The organism is Actinotalea alkalitolerans, assembly GCF_023369855.1.
In the GTDB taxonomy this organism is placed as follows: Bacteria; Actinomycetota; Actinomycetes; order Actinomycetales; family Cellulomonadaceae; genus Actinotalea.
In genome coordinates this window covers 295,579-317,625 of the sequence record NZ_JAMBPP010000003.1, presented here as the reverse complement: position 1 = coordinate 317,625, position 22,047 = coordinate 295,579, and the positions used below count along the sequence as shown (strand labels likewise).

General features: G+C 72.4%; 18 protein-coding genes and 2 tRNA genes. 11 read left to right on the top strand and 9 right to left on the bottom strand.

The features are described from left to right. The first annotated feature begins 102 nt into the window (after positions 1 to 102). Positions 103 to 1,038 (top strand): ATP-grasp domain-containing protein, encoded by a 936-nt coding sequence (locus M1R94_RS04980; protein ID WP_249380552.1) that lies wholly within the window; start codon positions 103 to 105, stop codon positions 1,036 to 1,038. A 66-nt stretch (positions 1,039 to 1,104) separates the two neighbouring features. Here M1R94_RS04980 and M1R94_RS04975 read toward each other — a convergent pair. The 4 genes from M1R94_RS04975 to M1R94_RS04960 all read right to left on the bottom strand — a co-directional run bounded on the left by M1R94_RS04975 (position 1,105) and on the right by M1R94_RS04960 (position 2,640). Beyond that, positions 1,105 to 1,180: transfer RNA gene (locus tag M1R94_RS04975), tRNA-His, on the bottom strand. A gap of 104 nt (positions 1,181 to 1,284) precedes the next feature. Beyond that, the gene (gene orn, locus M1R94_RS04970) at positions 1,285 to 1,938 is read right to left on the bottom strand and encodes an oligoribonuclease (protein ID WP_308199873.1); all 654 of its coding nucleotides are present in this window, start codon (positions 1,936 to 1,938) and stop codon (positions 1,285 to 1,287) included. Positions 1,939 to 1,942: 4 nt separating this feature from the next. Then, on the bottom strand, positions 1,943 to 2,152 hold the full coding sequence (locus tag M1R94_RS04965; protein ID WP_249380551.1) for a hypothetical protein: 210 nt from the start codon (positions 2,150 to 2,152) through the stop codon (positions 1,943 to 1,945). Between the two features lie 224 nt (positions 2,153 to 2,376). Next, positions 2,377 to 2,640, bottom strand: a complete 264-nt coding sequence (locus tag M1R94_RS04960) for a hypothetical protein (protein WP_249380550.1) — start codon at positions 2,638 to 2,640, stop codon at positions 2,377 to 2,379. Positions 2,641 to 2,791: 151 nt separating this feature from the next. Between M1R94_RS04960 and M1R94_RS04955 the strand changes: the two genes are divergently transcribed. Then, positions 2,792 to 3,514, top strand: a complete 723-nt coding sequence (locus M1R94_RS04955; protein ID WP_249380549.1) for a phosphatase PAP2 family protein — start codon at positions 2,792 to 2,794, stop codon at positions 3,512 to 3,514. 55 nt (positions 3,515 to 3,569) lie between these two features. On the opposite strand, the gene M1R94_RS04950 is transcribed toward M1R94_RS04955, so the two are convergent. Further along, positions 3,570 to 3,642 (bottom strand) — tRNA-Arg (locus M1R94_RS04950). A gap of 115 nt (positions 3,643 to 3,757) precedes the next feature. Between M1R94_RS04950 and M1R94_RS04945 the strand changes: the two genes are divergently transcribed. The 7 genes from M1R94_RS04945 (at position 3,758) to M1R94_RS04915 (ending at position 13,573) form a co-directional block, all read left to right on the top strand. Further along, positions 3,758 to 5,503 carry a GTPase gene (locus M1R94_RS04945; protein ID WP_249380548.1) on the top strand — a complete coding sequence of 582 codons (1,746 nt, stop codon included), beginning with the start codon at positions 3,758 to 3,760 and terminating at the stop codon, positions 5,501 to 5,503. Then, on the top strand, positions 5,500 to 7,071 hold the full coding sequence (locus M1R94_RS04940) for a GTPase (RefSeq protein WP_249380547.1): 1,572 nt from the start codon (positions 5,500 to 5,502) through the stop codon (positions 7,069 to 7,071). Before M1R94_RS04945 ends, M1R94_RS04940 begins: the two co-directional genes overlap by 4 nt. An 83-nt stretch (positions 7,072 to 7,154) precedes the next feature. Continuing rightward, positions 7,155 to 7,697 carry a single-stranded DNA-binding protein gene (locus M1R94_RS04935; protein ID WP_249380546.1) on the top strand — a complete coding sequence of 181 codons (543 nt, stop codon included), beginning with the start codon at positions 7,155 to 7,157 and terminating at the stop codon, positions 7,695 to 7,697. 61 nt (positions 7,698 to 7,758) lie between these two features. After that, positions 7,759 to 9,441 (top strand): energy-dependent translational throttle protein EttA, encoded by a 1,683-nt coding sequence (ettA, locus tag M1R94_RS04930; protein WP_249380545.1) that lies wholly within the window; start codon positions 7,759 to 7,761, stop codon positions 9,439 to 9,441. Positions 9,442 to 9,460: 19 nt separating this feature from the next. Beyond that, entirely contained in the window at positions 9,461 to 11,341 is a 1,881-nt protein-coding gene (locus M1R94_RS04925) for a P-loop NTPase family protein (protein ID WP_249380619.1), read from the top strand. A gap of 16 nt (positions 11,342 to 11,357) precedes the next feature. Further along, complete coding sequence (locus M1R94_RS20255; protein ID WP_308199872.1) at positions 11,358 to 13,091, top strand: GTPase; 1,734 nt, start codon at positions 11,358 to 11,360, stop codon at positions 13,089 to 13,091. Next, positions 13,088 to 13,573 carry an acyl-CoA thioesterase gene (locus M1R94_RS04915; protein ID WP_249380544.1) on the top strand — a complete coding sequence of 162 codons (486 nt, stop codon included), beginning with the start codon at positions 13,088 to 13,090 and terminating at the stop codon, positions 13,571 to 13,573. The genes M1R94_RS20255 and M1R94_RS04915 overlap by 4 nt, the downstream gene beginning before the upstream one ends. Here M1R94_RS04915 and M1R94_RS04910 read toward each other — a convergent pair. Next, positions 13,520 to 15,118, bottom strand: coding sequence for an SDR family oxidoreductase (locus M1R94_RS04910; RefSeq protein ID WP_249380543.1), 1,599 nt, complete (start codon positions 15,116 to 15,118; stop codon positions 13,520 to 13,522). The two genes, M1R94_RS04915 and M1R94_RS04910, sit on opposite strands and share 54 nt — an antisense overlap. Before the next feature lie 300 nt (positions 15,119 to 15,418). On the opposite strand from M1R94_RS04910, the gene M1R94_RS04905 reads away from it, so the two are divergent. Both M1R94_RS04905 and M1R94_RS04900 read left to right on the top strand, forming a co-directional pair. Beyond that, positions 15,419 to 17,974, top strand: coding sequence for a rhamnogalacturonan lyase (locus M1R94_RS04905; RefSeq protein ID WP_249380542.1), 2,556 nt, complete (start codon positions 15,419 to 15,421; stop codon positions 17,972 to 17,974). A 172-nt stretch (positions 17,975 to 18,146) separates the two neighbouring features. Further along, a complete protein-coding gene (locus M1R94_RS04900) occupies positions 18,147 to 19,595 on the top strand; it encodes a sugar porter family MFS transporter (RefSeq protein WP_249380541.1) in 1,449 nt (482 codons plus the stop codon). Between the two features lie 4 nt (positions 19,596 to 19,599). On the opposite strand, the gene M1R94_RS04895 is transcribed toward M1R94_RS04900, so the two are convergent. The 3 genes from M1R94_RS04895 to M1R94_RS04885 form a co-directional block, all read right to left on the bottom strand. Then, positions 19,600 to 20,574 (bottom strand): DNA topoisomerase IB, encoded by a 975-nt coding sequence (locus tag M1R94_RS04895; protein ID WP_249380540.1) that lies wholly within the window; start codon positions 20,572 to 20,574, stop codon positions 19,600 to 19,602. Between the two features lie 40 nt (positions 20,575 to 20,614). After that, the gene (locus M1R94_RS04890; RefSeq protein ID WP_249380539.1) at positions 20,615 to 21,508 is read right to left on the bottom strand and encodes an acyl-CoA thioesterase; all 894 of its coding nucleotides are present in this window, start codon (positions 21,506 to 21,508) and stop codon (positions 20,615 to 20,617) included. Between the two features lie 71 nt (positions 21,509 to 21,579). Beyond that, positions 21,580 to 21,975 carry a globin gene (locus M1R94_RS04885; RefSeq protein ID WP_249380538.1) on the bottom strand — a complete coding sequence of 132 codons (396 nt, stop codon included), beginning with the start codon at positions 21,973 to 21,975 and terminating at the stop codon, positions 21,580 to 21,582. Between the last annotated feature and the right edge of the window lie 72 nt (positions 21,976 to 22,047).

Here is a 22,047-nt window from a genome sequence, read left to right as displayed (position 1 = left end):
GACCGGTGCGTGCCGCAGGGACGGGTCCTGCTGCGGGCACACGGTACAGCGACGGGCGGGTCGGCCTGGGCGGGTCGCGGCAGGGGTCGTTAGGGTGATCGCGTGACGAGAATCGCGTTGGCCACCTGCGCCGCCCTGCCCGACCTCGACCGGGACGACCTCCCGCTCCAGGATGCCTTGACCGGGCTGGGGGTCGAGGCGGTCGCGACCGTCTGGGACGACCCCGCCGTCGACTGGGCGGGCTTCGACCTCGTGGTGATCCGCTCTGCGTGGGACTACGCGCAACGCCGGGACGAGTTCCTGCGGTGGGCCGAGCAGGTCCAGGCCGTCACACGACTGGCGAACCCCTCGTCGGTCGTCCGGTGGAACACCGACAAGCACTACCTGCGTGAGCTCGAGCTCGCCGGTGTCCCGGTGGTCCCCACGATGTGGATCGAGCCGGCGCAGAACCTGTCCTCGCGGGCGCTGCACACCCGGTTCCCGGCCCATGGTGACTTCGTGATCAAGCCCGCGATCTCGGCCGGGTCCGTGGACACCGGTCGGTACACGGCGATCGACGCGACCTCGCGCGGCCTGGCCATCACCCATGCCCGTCGCCTACTCGGCGCCGACCGCACGATCATGGTGCAGAGGTACCTCAAGAGCGTTGACACGGTCGGTGAGCGTGCGCACGTCTTCATCGACGGAGAGCACTCCCACAGCGTCCTCAAGGGAGCGATGCTCGACGGCCCTGACGTGGGTGTCGACGGCATCTACAAGGAGGAGCGCATGAGCCCGACGACGGCCTCCGCGGCCGAGATCGAGGTCTCCCGCAACGCGATCGCGGTCGCGCTCGACACCGTCCGCGCGAGCTCACCGGCCGGTACGGACCTGGAGAGCTTCCTGTACGCGCGGGTCGACGTGGTCAGTGGGGACGACGACGAGCCGGTCCTCATGGAGCTCGAGCTCGTCGAGCCCTCGTTGTTCACCTCGCTGGCGGAGGGCTCCCTCGACCGGCTCGCGCAGGCCGTGCTGCGTCGCGCGACCGCCGGCAGGTAGGGATTCGCGGTGCGGAGCCGCTGACGCACGAAGGGCCGGTCCCCAGGGGGACCGGCCCTTCGTGCATGGGGTGGCTAACGGGACTTGAACCCGCGACCCCCTGGACCACAACCAGGTGCTCTACCTGCTGAGCTATAGCCACCGCGCTCCGCAACGTGCTGCGGACCGTCGTGGAGTCTACCCGCTCCAGGGCGGTGCACGGTGCGCCGGGGTGCGATCTGCGTCACGGCCGGTGTCGCCGATGGGTCACGCCGGTGCTGCGCTGCCCGGTGGGGAGGCACTCACCGAGGTCGCGACCACCTGGGCTGCGATCTCCCGTGCTGTCGCCGAGTCCGGCCCGGGGGGCGCCACGAGCATCGCGGAACGGTAGTAGCGCAGCTCGTCGATGCTCTCGAGGATGTCAGCCAGCGCCCGGTGCCCACCGTTCTTCTCGGGCGAGGAGTAGTAGATGCGCGGGTACCAGCGCCGTGCGAGCTCCTTGATCGAGGAGACGTCGATCACCCGGTAGTGCAGGTGGCCGACGAGGCCGGGCATATCACGGTCGAGGAAGGTCTTGTCGGTGCCGATCGAGTTGCCCGCCAGGGGTGCCTTTCGGGCCTCGGGGACCCACGTCCTGAGGTAGGCGAGCACCTGCTCCTCGGCCTCGGCCAGGGTCAGGCCGGCGGCGAGCTCCTCGAGCAGCCCGGAGCTCGTGTGCATGTCGCGCACGAAGGGCTCCATCTGCTCAAGAGCCTCGGGGGGCGGGCTGATCACCAGGTCGATGCCACCGTCCAGGACGGTCAGCTCGGAGTCGGTGACCACCGCGGCGATCTCGATCAAGGCGTCTCGGGTGAGATCCAGACCGGTCATCTCGCAGTCGATCCACACGATCCGGTCGTTGGGCGTCGCAGCAGGGCTCACGCGGTCACTGTACGGGGTCGGAGGGTCCTGGCCGGGGGCGGGGCGGACCGTCGGACGGGGTGCGGGGGTGGGCTCGGGCGCCGGTCGTGGCGACCCACGAGGCGACCAGCACCACGGCGGCGGCGCCCAGCGCCGACAGGGTTGTCACGAGCGGTCGGTGCCCGGCCCAGTGCAGCACGCCCGCTGCAGCCAGGGCCGCGACGCCGGCGAGCACCAGCCTCTCGAGCCAGGTGGCACGGTGCGGTGGGTGGCCTTCGTCTGCGGGCCCTGGTGGTGTCGTTCGTGCGTCGTCCGGGTGACGGTCGTGCGGAGCGGACCCGTCGGGACCGCGCGCGGCGTGGCGTCCCATCAGTGCCTGCCCGCGCCCGAGTGCATGGCGTCATGGTGGCAGACCGGCCCGCGGCCCGGAGCGGGGTTCGTGCCCGGTGCGCGGGGCGTTCAGGCGGTCAGGACGTAGCGCGGCGCGGCCGACCGCTCGATGGCGGCCGGCCGCGCCGGTGCGCTGCTCGTTGCTCGTGCGGCGCCACGGACCAGTCGGGTGCCCGCGGTGCGGGTCCCGGCGCGCAGTGCAGCCATGAGGCCTGCACGTTCGGGCTGGCGGCGCTCGCGACGACGGCGTGCCCAGGACTGCTCGCGGGCACGTTGCGCGACCTCACGGGCGTGGTCACGCAGGACGGCGTCGTAGAGGGGGAGGGGGTGCATGGTGGACTCCGAGGGTTGTGAAGGGACCGGATCAGGACTGGCCAGGCACTTCACCGCGGTGGGTCAAGAGAACCAGCCGGCAGCGCCGGGGCGCACCCCTTTTTTCTCCGGTCGACAGGCTGGTCGCCGTCGCGCCTGAGACCCTGGTCGGATGTCTGCCGCACGTGAACGGATCGGGGAGCTCGCCCGATCGCTCGGCGCCCGTGACCATCGCGCCCAGGTGTCGGTGCTCGCAGGGCTGGGCCTGGTGGTCCTCGGGACAGCGGGTTTCGTCGGTGTTCTCGATGCGCTGGGCGAGGGTGACGACCTCGCGCGGCTCGACGAGCCTGTCCTGGCCTGGCTCGTCGATGCACGCAGCGAGCCCCTGACGGTGTTCCTCGCCGCGGTCTCGTGGTTGACCGGTCCGGTGGTGCTGCCCGTCCTGGTGGTGCTCGGGTGCCTCGCGTGGGGCGTGCGCGGCCGGACGTGGTGGCCGCCAGGGCTGCTCATGGCGGCGATGGTCGCGGCGACCGTCGTCTCGCTGACGGTCAAGCAGGTCACCGCACGCCCCCGACCTCCCGTGGACACCCTGGCTGTGCCGGGCGAGGCACTCACTCACTCGTTCCCGTCGGGGCACACCATCGGCACGGCGACGTTGCTCCTGGTCGTGGCCTACCTGGCATGGGTGCGTCGTCCGGCGTGGCGTTCCCTGGTGCTGTGGTCGCTGGTGGTCGCGCTCGGGGTGCTCCTCGTCGCGGTCAGCAGGCTCTACCTCGGCTACCACTTCGTGACCGACGTCGTGGCCTCGGTCGCGTTGGCCGTTGCAGTGCTCGGCGGGGTCGTGGTGGCTGATCGTCGTCGTGCGCTGCGCGCGGCCCGCCTGACCGTGGGGTGATCGGCGGGGACCCCGGGCCCCACCGGTTCTCGACGGTTCGCGTGCCCGTCGTGGGTGCCCCCGGCAGGACTCGAACCTGCAACCTACGGATTAGAAGGCCGTTGCTCTATCCATTGAGCTACAGGGGCGGCAGTGGACCAGCGTAGTGGGACCTGCGCCACGGTGCCGGGTGCTCACCAGGTCGGCGTGCGACGCACGGCGCGCGCGTTTGGCCTGGGCCTGGCCGCACGGGAGGATTGGGACGTGCCCGCGCATCCCACGACCACCCGTCCCCGGGCCGGGGTCGGCATGGTGACCCCACGGTCCGGTGCGTCGGCCCGGCCGATGGCGAGCTCGTCGTTGCTGGACGCGGTGACAGACCTGCGTCGCGACGTGGGGCGCACACGCTTCCCCTTGCCGCTGGGTGGGTCGGTCGAGGCTGAGACGTTGCGACGCCGGCTGCTCGACCAGCTCGACGACCACCTCCTGCCGCGACTGCGTGAGATGTCCGCACCGGCTGTGGTCGTCATGGCGGGATCGACCGGGGCGGGCAAGTCCACCCTCGTGAACTCGTTGCTCGGTACCGTCGTCAGTCCTTCGGGAGTGCTGCGCCCGACCACCCGGCGACCGGTCCTGGCCCACCACCCGGACGATGCCGCGTTGCTGGAGACGCACCCGCTGCTCGAGATCGTCGACGTGGTCGAGCATGCGAGCGTCCCGCGAGGCCTGGCCCTGGTCGACGCCCCGGACCTCGACTCTCTGGTCGACAGCAACCGCAGCACCGCGCACCGGCTGCTCGAGGCCGCTGATCTTTGGATCTTCGTGACGACCGCCGCCCGCTACGGGGATGCGCTGCCGTGGCAGGTGCTCACCCAGGCGACCGAGCGGGGCACCTCGATGGCGATGGTGCTCAACCGGGTGCCGCACGACGCCGTCGCGACCGTGCGCAACGACCTGATGGGTCGCCTGCGTGAGCGGGGCATGTCCACCGTGCCGCTCTTCCTGGTGCCCGACGCCGGTCCGCACGAGGGCATGCTCGAGGCACCCGCCGTGGCGCCCATCCTGAGGTGGCTGACCATGGTGGCGGGGCCGGACCGGGCGCGCTCGGTGATCGCGCGGACCCAGCGTGGCTCGCTCACCGCGTTGCGTCCGTGGGTGGACGAGCTCGCTGAGGCCGTGCAGGACCAGGCCGACGCACGCACGAGCCTCCAGGACGTGGTGGAGTCCGCCGTCGCCGGTCCGGCCGAGCGCGTCGTGGCCGCGGCCGCTCGCGGTGCGGTGGCGGACGGGCCCGTCCGTGCCGCCTGGGCCGAGATCTCCTCGGCGGGCGGGCCCCTTGCAGGGGCCGCCTCGGGGGCGCTCGCGACCCGTTGGGGCTCGGCGCGCCACCGGTCGACGCGGGTCGTCGCGCTCGAGGCGCTCGCGAGGGAGCTGGTCTCCTCGGCTCGGGTGGTGCTCGACGCCGCCCGACGCCAGGGCGAGCTGGCTGTCGCGGAGCACCTCGCTCGGACCGATGCTCCGGGGGCCGAGGGTGTCCTCGAGGCCATCGGCGCGCGGGGTGAGGCACAGCACCCGGGCGTGGGTGAGGGCGACGCTGGCGTGCCTGATCCCGAGGAGGTCCTCGTCACGCCGACGGCCGAGCGGTCCGCCGCGGACTGGGTGCTCAGTGCGACGCAGACCCTCCGGGCTGCTCAGCAGGGCGCAGACCGGCGCCAGTCGCAGCGTGTCACCAGGCTGGTACGTGCGGTCGGCGAGAACGGGGCCGCGACGCTGGTCCTGGGTGCCGCCGCCGGGCTGGGTGCGGCGCGTGCCGCGCTGGAGTCCGTCCTGGGTTCGGCGCAGACCCATGAGCTGGTCGGGCGCGCGAGTGACGACCTGCTCCAGCGTGTCCGCGAGCAGGTCCACGCCGGGGGCGGTCCGGCGCGGACCGTTCTGGCCGACGAGGCCCTGGCCGAGGACGCCTCGTCGCGCCTGCGCCTTCGTCTGGCCGTCCTGAAGGGCCTGGTATGACCGAGACCCCTGACTCCACCGTGCGGGCCGTCTCCGGCGAGCGCACTGCAGCGCTGCTGCACCGCGTCGAGGAGATCGAGGCGGTGGTCGAGCGTGCGGGCCGCACCCTGCCCGGGTCGACGGTGACCCAGGTGCGCCGCATCCTGGGCGAGGTGCGCGAGCGGCTCGCCCTGGGTGTCGACCACACCATCGTCGCGATGGTCGGGGGAACGGGGTCGGGCAAGTCGAGCCTGTTCAACGCGTTGGCCGGGCTCGACTTCGCGGACGTGGGTGTGCGCCGGCCGACCACCTCGACCGTCACCGCGTGCGCCTGGGCACATGACGCCGGGCTGCTGCTGGACTGGCTGGGCGTCAGCTCGGAGCGTCGCATCGAGCGCGAGAGCGCCCTGGACGGCGAGTCTCAGGCGGACCTGCGCGGTCTGGTCCTGCTGGACCTCCCTGACCACGACTCGGTCGCACCCGAGCACCGAGCGGTGGTCGATCGGCTGCTCCCGCTGGTGGACCTGCTGGTGTGGGTGGTGGACCCGCAGAAGTACGCCGACGACGCGTTGCACAGCGGGTACCTGCGTCACCTCGTGGGTCACGAGGGCGCGATGCTCGTCGTGCTGAACCAGATCGACCTCGTACCGGTGGACGCCCAGGCGTCGCTGCTGCGCGACGTCGATCGTCTCCTGCGTGAGGACGGCCTGACCGGTGTGGGGGTGCACTCGGTCTCGGCACGCACCGGCGACGGCGTCCCGGTGCTCCGCGGGGCGATCTCGCGCGCGGTCTCGGGCCGGGGCATCGCCGAGGTCCGGGCAGCGGCCGAGCTCGACGACGCTGCCCGTCTGCTCGGCACGACCGTGGGAGAGCGGGAGCTGACCGCCGAGGAGCTGCCCCGCGTGAGTGCGCGCGAAGGGCTGGCCGACGCGGCAGGTCTCGCGGCGATCGTCTCGGCGGTCGACCGGTCGGTGCGTCGTGGTGACGGGCTCGAGCCCGGTCTCGGGCTGGGTCCGGCGCAGCCCGACCGCGTCGCGGCCGTCCGTGACGGCTGGGTCGCGGCGGTCGGGCACGCGCTGCCGGCTCCGTGGGCCACGGCCCTGGACGATGCGGTCGAGGCGGCGCCGGGGCTGACCCAGGTCGTCGACGACCGGCTCGCGGCGATCACGGTGCGTGTGCGCGGGTCACGGTCGGCTGCGGTCGCACGATTCTTCGCCGCGGTCGCTGCGCTCGTGGCGCTGGGCGCTCTCGGTCTGGCCGCGGGCTCTGCTCTGGGGGTCGCACGCTGGACGTCCGACGCGACATGGTTCGCGCTGTCCGCCGCGGGCGCGGGCCTGCTGGCGCTCGGCCTGCTGGTCCTCGGAGGTGCGCTGAGGGGGGCGGCCGCGGGCCGCCGCGCCCGGTCCGTCGCGCACGAGGCGCGCACGGCGCTCGACGACGTCGTCGAGGAGATGCTGGCTCGCCCGACGTCGCGGGTGCTCGGTGAGCACCGCGCGGTGCGGCTGGTGAGTGAGGCGCGATCCGGGGAGGTCGGCGTGGCCCGACCACAGTCCACAGGCCCGGCCGTCCCGCCACTGCTCGCACCCTGACGGGCACCTCTGCGACGCGCCCGCCGAGGCGGTCCAGGCTCGCCCCAGGGCCGGATCAGCCGGTCTCCGGGCAAGGAGGAACGATGAGCACCACAGGTCTGATGGTCACGGTCGTCGGCTGGGCAGCGTCCACGCCCCGCGAGGTCGTGGGGGACGGCGTTCCCTACACGAGCTTCCGGGTGGCGACCACACCGCGCTATTTCGACAGCAGGCAGGGCGTGTGGGCCGACGGACGCACCGAGTGGTTCACGGCCAAGGCCTTCCGCGACGTCGCCTTCAACGTCGCCGCGTCGATCCGCAAGGGCGACCCGGTGCTCGTGCACGGGCGGATGCGCACCGAGGAGTGGGTCGGTGAGAACGGGCCTCGCTCAGGTCTCGTGCTCGACGTGACCGCCGTCGGGCACGACCTGACCCGTGGACGGTCCTCCTTCGCGCGTCGGACCCACGTCTCGGGCGGGCAGGGTGACGAGCAGGCAGGAGCCACCGCTCACGAGCCAGGGCCTGACCAGGTGGTCGAGGGTTCGGCACAGACGCCCGTCGACGCCTCCGCGCACGACCCGTGGGCGACCGAGGGTGCCGTGTCGTCCGAGAGCCTCGACGAGGAGCTCGTGGCGGCGACACCGTAGGCTGGCCGTTGCCTCGGCGTCGACCGACACCGACACGACGACAACTGGAGCAGAACCCCACGTGGCTGAGTTCATCTACACCATGTACAAGGCGCGCAAGGCGCACGGCGACAAGGTGATCCTTGACGACGTCTCGATGAGCTTCTACCCCGGCGCGAAGATCGGCGTCGTCGGTCCCAACGGGGCCGGGAAGTCGACGATCCTCAAGATCATGGCGGGCCTCGACCAGCCGTCCAACGGCGAGGCCCGTCTCTCACCCGGGTACAGCGTGGGGATCCTCCTCCAGGAACCGCCGCTCAACGAGGAGAAGACGGTCCTCGGCAACGTCGAGGAAGGCGTCGCCGAGATCAAGGGCAAGATCGACCGGTTCAACGAGATCTCGGCCCTCATGGCCGAGCCCGACGCCGACTTCGACACCCTGCTCGAGGAGATGGGCAAGCTGCAGGAGGCCATCGACGCGGCGGACGCGTGGGACCTCGACGCCCAGCTCGAGCAGGCCATGGACGCGCTGCGCTGCCCGCCTCCGGACGCCGACGTGTCGGTGCTGTCCGGGGGCGAGCGGCGTCGCGTCGCCCTGTGCAAGCTGCTGCTCGAGAAGCCGGACCTGCTGCTCCTCGACGAGCCCACCAACCACCTCGACGCCGAGAGCGTGCTCTGGCTCGAGCAGCACCTGTCGGGCTATCACGGCGCCGTCCTGGCCGTGACCCACGACCGGTACTTCCTGGACCACGTGGCCCAGTGGATCGCCGAGGTCGACCGTGGCCGGCTCTACCCCTACGAGGGCAACTACTCGACCTACCTGGAGAAGAAGCAGGCGCGCCTGGAGGTCCAGGGCAAGAAGGACGCCAAGCTCTCCAAGCGCCTCAAGGACGAGCTCGAGTGGGTCCGCTCCTCGGCCAAGGGACGCCAGACCAAGTCCAAGGCGCGACTGGCCCGCTACGAGGAGATGGCGGCGGAGGCCGACCGCCACCGCAAGCTGGACTTCGAGGAGATCCAGATCCCGCCCGGCCCGCGGCTGGGAAGCGTGGTCCTGGAGGCCACCGACCTCAAGAAGGGCTTCGGTGACCGCGTCCTGATCGACGGCCTGTCGTTCACGCTGCCGCGCAACGGCATCGTCGGGGTGATCGGCCCCAACGGTGTCGGCAAGACGACGCTCTTCAAGACCATCGTGGGCCTGGAGCCTCTTGACGACGGCCTGCTGAAGATCGGCGAGACGGTCAAGCTCTCCTACGTGGACCAGTCCCGGGGCGGCATCGACCCCAAGAAGACGTTGTGGGAGGTCGTCTCGGACGGCCTGGACTACATCAAGGTCGGGAACACCGAGATGCCCTCACGGGCATACGTCGCGGCCTTCGGCTTCAAGGGCCCCGACCAGCAGAAGCCCTCGGGGGTGCTCTCCGGTGGTGAGCGCAACCGGCTGAACCTGGCGCTGACCCTCAAGCAGGGGGGGAACGTCCTGCTTCTCGACGAGCCCACCAACGACCTGGACGTCGAGACCCTCGGCTCGCTCGAGAACGCCCTGCTGGAGTTCCCGGGCTGCGCGGTGGTGGTCTCTCACGACCGGTGGTTCCTCGACCGGGTGGTCACGCACATCCTCGCCTACGAGGGGACCGAGGAGAATCCGTCGGCCTGGTACTGGTTCGAGGGCAACTTCGAGGCGTACGAGGAGAACAAGGTCGCGCGGCTCGGTGCGGATGCGGCGCGCCCCCACCGGGTCACCTACCGCAAGCTCACCCGCGACTGAGCGACCGGCGGGGCGATCCATGGTCGATCCGGTCGAGGAGGCTCCGGCGCCCCGGGACGCACGTGCGCCCGAGGCGGTGACCCGTGCGCGCGCGCCGGAGGCGTTGGCGCGCGCGCTCGGTGACCTGCGGACCGCACTCGCCGCCCTGCGGCTGCCGCTCGACCTGCCGGACGCAGCGCACGAGCGTGCGTCCGTCGAGGCGATGCTGGGGCAGATCGACGACCACCTCCTGCCGCGGGTGCGCCAGATGGGTGCACCGCTGCTCGCGGTGGTCGGCGGCTCGACCGGTGCCGGCAAGTCGACGTTGGTCAACAGCCTCCTGGGGGCCGACGTCACCGCTGCGGGGGTCCTGCGACCCACGACGCGCTCACCGGTCCTGGTGCACCACCCCGACGACGTGGTGTGGTTCACCGGCGACCGGATCCTCCCGCGGCTCCCGCGGGTGACGGGCGGGGAGGCCACCGGGCGCGCGCTGCGGCTCGTCGGGCACCTGGCCGTACCGCGGGGGCTGGCGTTGCTCGACGCCCCCGACATCGACTCGGTGGTCGCCGAGAACCGTCGACTCGGCGAGGAGCTGCTCGGGGCGGCCGACCTGTGGGTCTTCGTCACGACGGCTGCCCGGTACGCCGACGCGGTGCCCTGGGACCTGCTCGATGCCGCGGCCCGTCGCAACGCCGTCGTGGCCATGGTCCTCAACCGTGTCGACCCCCGCGCCCGGGACGCGGTCACCGCCGATCTCGCCACCATGCTCACCGAGCGGGGGCTGACCGACACCCGTCTGCTGGTGGTCCCCGAGTCCCGTCTGGACGCCGGCCGGCTGCCGGGCGAGGCGCTGCGGGAGCTCGACCGCTGGCTCCGCTCGGTGGCCGCGGACGACGCCTCACGGTCCGAGGTCGCCCGCCGGTCGGTCCGGGGCGGGGTGCTGGACCTGGTCTCCCGTGCACCGGCCGCCGCCGCAGCGGCTGATGCGCAGGCGGCGCACGCGAGGGGCCTGCGGGCCGTGGCCCACCAGGCCTACGAGGACGCACTGAGGTCGCTGGAGTCGGCCACCTCCGACGGCACGATGCTCCGGGGCGAGGTGCTGGCCCGCTGGCAGGAGTTCGTCGGGACCGGCGAGCTCCTGCGAGCGATCGAGACGAAGGTCAGCAGCTGGCGCGACCGTGCCGCGGCGTTCGTCCGGGGCCGTCCCGCTCCCGAACCGGTCACCGCGGCCATCGGAGCCGGCCTGGTCGACCTCGTCGTGGACGCGGCCGACCGGGCGTCCGACCGGACCTACGCCGCCTGGCGCGCCGACCCCGCCGGTGAACGTCTGGTCGAGGGGTTGCGTCTGTCACGGTCCTCGGCGGACCTGCGCGAACGCATCTCGGGCGAGGTCCGGGCGTGGCAGGGCGGTGTGCTCGACCTGGTGTCCACCGAGGGCGCCGGTCGACGCAGCACGGCTCGAGCCCTCTCCTTCGGGGTCAACGGGCTGGGGGCCGCGCTCATGGTCACCATCTTCGCCTCGACCGGTGGACTGACGACAGCGGAGGTCGGGGTCGCCGGCGGGGCGGCCGTCCTGGCCCAACGGCTCCTCGAGGCCGTCTTCGGGGACGACGCGGTGCGTCGACTGACGCGGACCGCTCAGCACGACCTCACCCGGCGCCTCGCTGCGGTGCTCGACGTCGAGGCAGCCCGCTTCACCACCGTCCTGGACGCCCTCGACCTGAGCGGGGTCACGGCCGTCGCCGGCGACCGGGTGCGTGGCGCTGCCCGCGAGGCGGGCGAGGCGCTCGGCGCCGTCCCCGAGCTCGGTCATGACGCCCTCGCACCTGCCGAGCCGCCCGAACCCGAGGCGGGCACCGACGCGACGTCGTCTGCCGACGAGCCACGACCCTGGTGGCGTCGCTGGTGGGGCGCATGACCCGCCGGGTGCGGCCGTGAGCGCCGCGCGACGCGACCACGGTCCGTCGCTGCCTGAGCGGCTCGAGTCCCTCGCCGAGGCCGTGCGGGCCGGCCGCGGCGTGCTGCCCGAGGAGCTGCTGACCCGGGCCGGGGCGGTCGAGGACCGGGCCGGCCACCGGTTGCGACTGTCCGCCGACCACACCGTCGTGGCCTTCGCCGGGTCGACGGGCTCGGGGAAGTCCTCGTTGGTCAACGCCGTCGTCGGTGAGGAGCTCGCCGAGGTGGGGGTGCTGCGTCCCACGACCGCGCAGGCCCTCGCGGTGGTGCTCCCCGCGCCGGTGGGAACGGCCCCGTCGGCAGGTTCGTCCGCCTCGGCTGGTCCGGTCGCCCCGGACGGCTCGGGGGACCAGGTGGCCCCCTTGCTCGACTGGCTCCAGGTGCACCGCCGGCACCTGGTGCAGGCTCCCCCCGACGGTGCCGCGGGGGGCGGACTGGTGCTGCTCGACCTGCCCGACCACGACTCGGTCGAGACCGCGCACCGGCTCGAGGCCGAGCGTCTCGTGCGTCTGGTCGATCTCATGGTGTGGGTCGTGGACCCTCAGAAGTACGCCGACGCCGCGGTGCACGAGCGCTACCTGCGCGAGCTGGCCGGCCACCGGGACGTCCTGCTGGTCGTGCTGAACCAGATCGACCGCCTGGCCCCGCAGGACCTGGCCGCCTGCCACCGCGACCTCGGTCGGCTGCTCGTCCAGGACGGCCTCGAGGGTGTCCCGGTGCTCGACGTCTCGGCTCGGACCGGTACCGGGGTCCAGGAGCTGCGGGCCGCACTCGCGCAGGCCGCGACCCGCCGTCAGGCCGCGCGTGACCGGCTCACGGCCGACGTCGTCGGCGTCGCGGAGGAGATCCTGTCCCGCTGCGGTACCCCCGTCCCCGGACCGGGGGCCGCTCGAGCCGAGCTCGTCGCAGCCCTGGAAGGGGCCGCTGGTGTTCCTCGGGTCGTCGCGGCCGTGAGGTCCTCGCACGTGCTGCGCGCCCGTCAGGCCACCGGGTGGCCGCCCACGCGATGGCTCGGCAGGTTCCGGGTGGACCCGCTGCGCAGGCTGCACCTGGGGCCGGCCCGGACGTCGGATCGGTCGGGGGCCGCCGGACGGTCTCGCGCGGGCCAGGCCCAGGCGCCGCAGACGGTACGGACCTCGGTGCCGCTGCCCGGTCCTGCCGAACGCGCCCGTGCCCGAGCGGCTGTTCGCGACTACGTGGACGCAGCCTGCCAGGAGGCCCCGGCGCCGTGGGTGCTGGCTGCGCGGCTCCGGGTCGAGCAGTCCGAGAGCCGGCTCGCGGACTCCCTCGACCAGGCGGTGGCCGGTGCGCGGGTGGGGGAGGCCCGTCGGCCCGTCTGGTGGTCAGCCGTGGGCGTCCTGCAATGGGCCCTGCTCGGGGTCCTTGTCGTCGGCCTGGGATGGCTCGGAGTGCTGGCCGGGCTCGACCTGGCGCGGATGCCTGCCCCCGAGCCGCCCGTGTGGGAGGGCTGGCCGGTCCCGACGCTGGCCGCCGTGGCTGCGCTCGTGCTGGGGCTGCTGCTCGCCGTGCTGTCCCGCCTCGTCGCGCGGCTGGGGGCCGGCCGGGCGGCACGCCGTGCTGCCTCGAGGCTGCGCGCAGCGATCCAGGACCTGGCCGGGCGCGAGGTGGTCGACGAGGTCGCGGAGGTGCTCAGCGCGATGGACACCTGTCGCACGGCCGCTGCACGAGCCGCCGGGCGAGGTCACCGATGAGCCGCCTGCACGTCCCCGTCCCGCTGCGGTGGGCCGACCTCGACGCCTACGGTCACGTGAACAACGTCGCTGTGCTGCGCCTGCTCGAAGAGGCGCGCATCGCCGTCTTCTGGCGTCATCCCGAGGCGGTCGATCCTGGGGCGTGGCCCACGGCGGTCCTCGACGCGGGACCGGGCGCGTCGACCCACACCCTCGTGGCGCGCCAGGAGATCGAGTACCTGCTGCCCCTGGCCTACCGGCGCGAGCCCGTCACGGTGGAGATGTGGATCGGCCGGCTGGGAGGCGCGAGCATCGAGGTCTGCTACCAGCTGGTGACCGATCTCGAGGGTGAGCGGACCGTGTACGCGCAGGCGATCACGACCCTGGTGCTCCTGGACGCGGCGAGCGGTCGCCCCCGACGGCTGAGCGAGGCCGAGCGGGCGGTCTGGTCACCCCACCTGGCGCCGCCGCTGACCATGCGCCGGCGTCGCGACGGCGGCTGACAGGCGTTCGGCCTCGTCCTTCATGCCCTGCTGCATCCCACCGAAGACGACGCCGTGGAACGGGGCGACGGACCTCCAGTAGAGCTGACCGGCGAGACCGTGAGGGTAGAAGATCGCGACCTGGGTGAGCGTGCAGCGCCCGGGGGTGGTGCCCGGTTCGATGCCGAGCTCGAGCCAGGCAAGGCCCGGAAGCCGCATCTCGGCCCGCAGTCTCAGCAGGGCACCGGGGACGACCTCCTCGACCCGCCAGAAGTCCACGGCGTCGTCGACCAGCAGCCTCGCGGGGTCGCGGCGTCCCCGTCGCAGGCCCGGACCGCCCGAGATCCGGTCGAGCACGCCGCGCACCCGCCAGGCGAGCGGCCACGAGTACCAGCCGCGCTCACCGCCCACGGTCTGGAGCACCTCCCACACGACCTCAGGTGGGGCGTCGACCTCGGTGCGGCGCTCGTCGCGGTAGAGCGAGCCGCCCGACCAGTCGGGGTCGCTCGGCAAGGGGTCGCTCGGGGCGCCGGCGACCGAGGCAGAGGACCACCGGGTGGTGACGTCGGCGTCCTGGACGCGCTGCAGGGCCAGGCGGACCGCGGTGTCGAAGGGCAGCAGCCCGCCCGGCGGGTCGGGCACGTGCTCGACGATGTCGTTCTCGAGGCAGACGACCTCGTGCACGAGCGACTCGACCAAAGGACGTGCGAGCGGCGCGGGCACGGGGGTGACCAAGGAGACCCACAGGCTCGACAGGCGCGGGCTGAGCACGCCGACACCCACGATGATGCGCCGACGCAGCCCGGCCACGGCCGCGTAGCGGTGCATCATCTCCCGGTAGGTCAGCACCTCGGGCCCACCGATGTCGAACGTGCGGTTGATCTCGGCCGGCATCGTGGCGCTGCCCACCAGGTAGCGCAGCACGTCGCGGATCGCCACCGGCTGGATGCGGTTGTCGACCCAACGAGGCGTGGTCATCGCGGGCAGGCGCTCGGTGAGGTAGCGCATCATCTCGAACGAGGCCGAGCCCGACCCGATGATGACCGCTGCCCGCAGCACGGTGGTGGGGACGCCCGAGGCCAGCAGGATCTCGCCGACCTCCTTGCGGGACTCCAGGTGGGGCGAGAGGTGCTCGCTCTCGGGGCTGAGGCCACCGAGGTAGACGATGCGCTCGACGCCGGCCTCGCGGGCGGCCTGGGCGAAGGTGAGCGCGGTGCGTCGGTCGCGAGACTCGAAGCGGCGTCCTGAGCCGAGGGAGTGGATCAGGTAGTAGGCGACCCCGACACCCTCGAGGGCCGCGCGGGTCTGGTCGAGGTCGCTCGCGTCCGCCGCGACGGTCTCGACCTCGCCAGCCCACGGCCGGTCGCGCAGCCGGGCGGGGTTGCGTGCGAGGGCGCGCACCGGGTAGCCGGCGGCCAGCAGCTCGGGGACCAGACGTCCACCCACGTACCCCGTGACGCCGGTGACCGCGACGAGCGGGCGTGCGGCCGGGGCCGGGACCTCCGGCGGAGTCGGCCGGGGGTCGGGAGTCTCGGGGGTCACGGCTCCGTCGGGTGAGGTCGTCATGGTGGGCACGTCCCTCGCAGTGGGCGGCCCGGACCGGACCTCGCTCGGTCGTCGGGGACTCCGAGGTGGTCCGATCGTACGTCGAGGCCTGGTCGGCGCCACTCGGACCGAGCCCCGGACCAGGACGTCAGGGGAGGCGTCGCGCTGTCGGGCGTCGGCGTGCAGGGGTGGGCGCTGTCACGGCCGGGTTGACTCCCGGCGAAGGGCGTGGGTAGTTTCGACCGACGGGATGAAACGTTCCAACGACAGGCGACGTTCGACAGGTCCCGTTCCACACCCACCGAGCCGAAGGATTCAACGATGAGTCTGCTCAGCAGGAAAGCGCTTGCCCGCCGTGCGGTCGTCACTGTCGCCGGCGGTGCACTCCTGGTCACCGGCGCGACAGGAGTCGCGGCGGCGAAACCGCCCGGGGCGCCCGACCCGAGCACCCTCAAGCCCCAGATGGAGCTCCTCGACCGCGGCCTGGTGGCCGCGGTGACGCCCGACGGCGTCTTCCTCACCTGGCGTCTGCTGGGCCACGAGGCGACCGGTCACGGCGAGGGCGGGCTGACCGGGGTCGACTTCGCGGTGCACCGGGACGGTGAGCTCATCGCGACCGTGACCCACAGCACCAACTACCTCGACGCCGGGGCCGGCTCGGGCTCGACCTATCGCGTCGTGGCCCTGGTCGACGGGCTCGAGGTGGAGGCCGGCGCCGAGGTGAGCCCCTGGGACCAGGCGTTCCTCGACGTCCCGCTGCAGCGACCCGCGGACGGCGTCACGCCCGTCGGCGAGGCGTACACCTACTCCGCCAACGACATGAGCGTGGGAGACGTCACGGGGGACGGCCGCTACGAGCTGGTCGTCAAGTGGGACCCGTCCAACTCCAAGGACGTCTCGCAGGTGGGGTACACCGGTCCGGTCTACATCGACACCTACACGCTCGAGGGCACGCTCCTGCACCGCATCGACCTGGGTGTGAACATCCGGGCGGGTGCCCACTACACCCAGTTCCTGGTGTACGACTTCGACGGCGACGGCCGCGCGGAGATGATGTTCAAGACCGCCCCCGGGACCTCCACCATCCGCTACCAGGACGGTGAGCCGGTCGGTGAGGACCTGATCACCATGCCCGCCGAGGACCTCGCTGCCGGCTACGCGCACGACGACGACTACCGGATGAGCAACGAGGACTTCCGGGCGCACCTGACGCAGATGTTCCTCACCTGGCACGAGCACCCCGAGGTGGTCGCAGGGAGCTGGCCGGCAACCCTCGAGGAGGCCTTCGGGATCGAGCCCCGGTACGACTACCCGCTGTCGCAGACCAGCGCCGAGGAGCTCACGACGTACCTGATCGACGTCTACGGGCCGTCCCGGAGCGGGAACAACAGGCTGTGGAACTTCGAGGGCTTCATCGTCGAGGGTCCCGAGTACCTCACGGTCTTCGACGGTGCGACCGGGGCCGAGCTCGAGACCGTCCACTACAAGCCCGGTCGTCACGACGACGGGCTGATGTGGGGCGACTACGCGATGTCTCGCATCGAACCCGGCAACCGGGTCGACCGCTTCCTGAGCGGGGTGGCCTACCTCGACGGCTCGAGCCCGTCGGCGGTCTTCGCCCGCGGCTACTACACGCGCTCGACCATCGTCGCCTACGACTGGGACGGCACCTCGCTGTCCGAGCGCTGGTACGTCGACAGCGGCTGGACACCGATGACCAACCCGTTCAACGACGGCCCGCACGGGCGGGACGGCACCGACCCCGAGTTCGGGACGATCACCACCCAGGGCCAGCACTCGCTGAGCGCGGCCGACGTGGACGGCGACGGCAGGCACGAGATCGTCTACGGCGCTGCCACGATCGACGACGACGGCAGCCTGCTGTTCAGCGCCTTCGACGTCATGCCTCCCGAGAGCGCCGACCCCGGGGCGCTGGCGCGGCTGGGTCACGGTGACGCGATGCACGTCGGGAACCTCGACCCGTCACGTGACGGGATGGAGATGTACGCCGTCTTCGAGGGCGGACCGTGGGCGCCCTACGGGTACGCGATGCTCGACGCCGCGACCGGCGAGGTGCTGTGGGGTGCCTACACCGGGCGTGACACCGGCCGAGGGATGGTCGGAGACATCGACCCGGACGTCCCGGGGTTCGAGGCCTGGGCCACCGACCTGCGCACGGTCGAGGGCGAGCTGATCTCGACCGCGCGGCCCGGGACCAACCAGTCGATCCGCTGGGCAGCCGACATGACCACGCAGATCGTCAACGGTGCGGGTGCGGTCACCCCGACGATCGACGACTGGCAGCGGGGCACGCTGCTGACCGCGACCGGCACCCGCACGAACAACGGCACCAAGGGCAACCCCTCGCTGATCGCCGACGTCTTCGGCGACTGGCGCGAGGAGCTCCTGGTCCGCACCGCGGACAGCAGCGCTGTCCGCATCCACCTGTCCACCGAGGTCACCGACCGCAAGCTCTACACGCTGATGCACGACCCGCAGTACCGGGCCGAGATCGCGCGTCAGCAGACCGTCTACAACCAGCCCGCCTACACGAGCTTCTACCTGGGCTCGGACGTCGACTGGTCCACCGTCCCGCTGCCCGACCTCTGGGTGCCGGGGAGCCTCGAGGCGCTGGGTGACCTGCTCGCGGGGTACATCGACGGCGGCGAGGTGGCCGGCCCGATCGCCCAGCAGCTGACCGCCACGCTCGCGCAGGCGCAGCACCACCTCGACGCGGGTCGCACGAGGCAGGCCGAGCATGCTCTCGAGCGGTTCCTGGTCCGGCTCGAGCAGCCCAAGAAGCCGGACACCCTGTCCGAGGCTGCCCGCACGGCGCTGGGCCACCAGGGCCGGACGGTGATCGCGATGCTGCGATGACGAGCACGGGTGGCGACCCCGCAGGGGGTTGACCCCAGGTGCACCGGCCGTCGTGGGGCAGCAGCCCCGCGGCGGCCGGCTGCTCCTGCGGTGGCCGGATCCCGGGCACGTCCCTACCGTCGTCCCAGAGGGCACCAACGGCGGTGCCCGTCGGCACGAGCAGGGGGGCGTGATGGCACAGGACGATGGCCCGACGGCACGGGGCGGCGCGGTCAAGGAGAGCTTCGACACTGGGCGGGCGATCCTGCTCGCGACGGTCGCGGCGCTGGGCGGCTTCCTCTTCGGCTTCGACACCGCCGTGATCAACGGCGCGGTCAGCGCGATCCGCGAGGACTTCGGGATGGGCGCAGGGTTGACCGGCTTCACGGTCGCCTCGGCCCTGCTGGGGTGCGCGTTGGGCGCCTGGCTGGCAGGTCAGCTCGCCGACCGTCAGGGACGGATCCGCGTCATGCTGCTCGCCTCGGTGCTGTTCAGCGTCAGCGCGATCGGCTCGGGCCTCTCCCAGGGCCCCTGGGACCTCATCCTGTGGCGGCTCGTGGGTGGGCTCGGCGTCGGTGCGGCGTCGGTGATCGCGCCGGCGTACATCGCCGAGATCTCGCCGGCCTCCATCCGCGGGCGCCTCGGGTCGCTGCAGCAGCTCGCGATCGTCACCGGCATCTTCGTCGCGCTGCTCTCTGACTACTTCCTGGCGACCGCGGCCGGCGGGGCGATCGAGGAGCTGTGGCTGGGGCTCGAGGCGTGGCGCTGGATGTTCATGACCGAGCTGGTCCCGGCGGTCGCGTACGGCGTCCTGGCTCTGACCATCCCCGAGTCGCCCCGCTACCTGGTGGCCAGCGGGGACGAGGCGCAGGCCCGCACGGTGCTGTCGCAGGTGCTCAAGTCCGGGGTGGACCTGCGGCTCAAGGAGATCCGCCGCACGGTGACCCTGGACGCACGCTCCTCGTTCGCCGACCTCAAGGGGCCGGCGCTCGGCCTGCTCCCCATCGTGTGGGTCGGCATCGCGCTGTCGCTGTTCCAGCAGTTCGTCGGGATCAACGTGATCTTCTACTACTCCTCGACGCTGTGGCAGCAGGTGGGGTTCAGCGAGGAGGACTCCCTGGTCATCACGGTGCTGACCTCGGTGACCAACATCGTGGTGACGCTGATCGCGATCGCGAGCATCGACAGGGTCGGGCGTCGGGCGCTGCTGCTGACCGGCTCGGCCGGCATGTTCGCGAGCCTGGGGACCCTGGCCTACCTCTTCGCGACCGCCCCGCTCGTCGAGAGCGAGGCAGCCGACGGGACGGTCGAGATGATCCCAGGGCTCGAGGGGACCGCGGGAACGGTCGCGCTGATCGCGGCGAACCTGTTCGTGGTCTTCTTCGGCATGTCCTGGGGGCCGACGGTCTGGGTGCTCCTCGGGGAGATGTTCAACAACCGGATCCGGGCGAGCGCCCTGGGGCTGGCCGCCGCCGCCCAGTGGCTCGGCAACTTCCTGATCTCCACGACGTTCCCGGTCATGGCGGACATCGGCCTGGGCTTCGCCTACGGCATCTACACCACGTTCGCCCTGCTCTCGTTCTTCTTCGTCTTCCGCTTCGTCCCCGAGACCAAGGGTAAACAGCTCGAGGACATGACCTGAGGGGTCAGGACAGAAGCTCGATCACGGCCCGCTCGGCGCCCGACCGGGTCCGCCGCCGGCCGATCGTGCGTCCGCGCTCCCAGAGGTCGATCAGCCGCGGGTCGATGTACGAGGCCCGGCACACCGCGGGGGTGTTGCCCATCTCCTCGGCGACCTCCCGCACCACCTCGGCCACGACCCGCCGTCGGCCGCGCTCGGAGGTCGGCGGGGGGCCCACCTGGGCGAGGGCGGTCGCGGCGAGGACCGTCGCGTGCCAGGTGCGGAAGTCCTTGGGGCGAGCCTCGGGACCGAGGCGCTCCTTGACGTAGCCGACGATGTCGGCGGTCGAGACGTCGTGCCAGCCGTCCTCGTCGCGCCAGGCGAGCAGCTCGGGGTGGTCGTCGTCACGGTCGCGCAGGGCCCGCACCTCGCGGCGCACGACGGGGTCGTCCACGCGTGTCTCGCGTACCTGTCCCGACTTCGCCGGGTAGCAGAACGCCACACCCTCGCCGTCGATCGCGACGTGGTCGCGCTGCACGGTGGCCAGCCCGAAGGAGCCGTTCTCGCGGGCATAGGCCTCGCCCCCCGCACGGAAGTAGGCGTCGTCGAGCAGTCGGAAGGCGAGCGCGAGCACCTTGGACCGGGGCATGCCGGGCAGGGCGAGGTCGGCGATCACCTGCGTGCGGGCACGGGGCAGCCTGCGGGCGACCTCCAGGACGTGCTGGTGCTTGGCGCGGTCACGGCGCAGCCGCCACTGCGGGTGGTACAGGTACTGCCGGCGCCCGGCGTCGTCGGTGCCCATCGCCTGGATGTGCCCGGTGGCCAACGGGCAGATCCACACATCGGTCCACGCGGGCGGGATGACCAGCTCCCGGCATCGCGCGACGTCCTCGGGGTCGGTCAGCCGACGGCCGTCCTCGTCGAGGAAGACCACGCCCCGGCCGTGCCGACGGCGGGTCCATCCCGGGTCGGAGGCGCGCACCCGGCGCAGGCGTGTCATGCGAGCAGTCTGAGCGACCGGGCCGCGACGCGCCCGTCGGTCACTCCTCGGGCAGCCGGACCATGCCTTCCTGGGCGATCGTCGCGACCAGCTCGCCGTCACGCGTGTAGACGCGGGCCGCGCCCAGGCCACGACCGCCCTGGGCGCTCGGGGCGGTCTGCACGTACAGCAGCCACTGGTCGACCTGCACGGGGCGGTGCCACCACATCGCGTGGTCCAGGCTCGCGATCGACAGGCCCGGGGTGGCCCAGCTCTGCCCGTGGCGCCGCAGCAGCGGCTCGAGCATCACCTGGTCGCACGCGTAGGCCAGCAGTGCGCGGTGCAGCACCTGGACCTGCGGGACGGGCCCCCGGGCCCGCATCCAGACCATCTGGCGGTCGGTCGCCCGGGCGGCGGGGGTCAGGTAGATCGAGTCCTCGACGTGGCGAAGGTCGAAGGCGCTGGCCTGGGTCCAGAAGGCCGCGACGGGGTGGTCGACGTCGGCGAGCACCTCGAGGGCGCTGCGGACCTCCTCGGGCGGCGGCACGTGTGAGGGCGGGAGGTCGGCGTGCTCGACGCCGGGCTGCTCGGTCTGGAAGGAGGTGGTCATCGCCAGGATCGGCACGCCGTCCTGCAGGGCGTGGGTGCGGCGGGCGCTGAAGGACCTGCCGTCACGCAGCCGCTCGACCACGAACGTGATGGGCTTGTCGACCGCGCCCGGACGCAGGAAGTAGCCGTGCACCGAGTGCGGCAGCCGTTCGGCCGGGACGGTGCGGGCCGCGGCGAGCAGGGTCTGGGCGAGCACCTGCCCGCCGAAGACGCGGCCGCCCGGCTTGGGCAGGCTCGTCCCGGTGAAGGTGTCGGCATCGACGGCGTCGAGCTCGAGCACCTGCAGGACGGTCTGCAGGGGGTCGGGGGTCGGTGTGGCCTTCGAGGCGGGTTCGGTGGTGGTCACCCGCTGAGTCTGCCGCACCGGGGCACCGGTTCTACCGGCCTGGCTCAGTCCTCGAAGGAGTTGAGCGTGGCTCAGTCCTCGAACGAGTTGAGCATCGAGTGCGCGGCCCGCTCGAGGTAGTCCCACAGCGTGGCGTGGTGCAGCGGGGCGAGCTCGAGGGAGTCCAGCGCGGTGCGCATGTGGGCGAGCCACCGGTCACGGGCGTCGGGGTTGACCTTGTACGGGGCGTGACGCATCCGCAGCCGGGGGTGGCCACGCTGCTCGCTGTACGTCGTGGGCCCACCCCAGTACTGCTCGAGGAAGAGCTGGAGCCGCAGCTGCGCCGGGCCCAGGTCGGCCTCGGGGTACATCGGGCGCAGGACCTCGTCCTTGCCGACCTCGACGTAGAACGCCTCGACCAGCCGACGGAAGGTCTCCGAGCCCCCGACGGCGGCGTAGAAGGAGTCGGAGGGTGCGGGGCTCTGCATCCCACCATTGTCGCCCAGGGGCCGGTGGTGGGCGTCGACCGTCCGCGCCGGTGCCGGGCCCCCTGGTGGGGG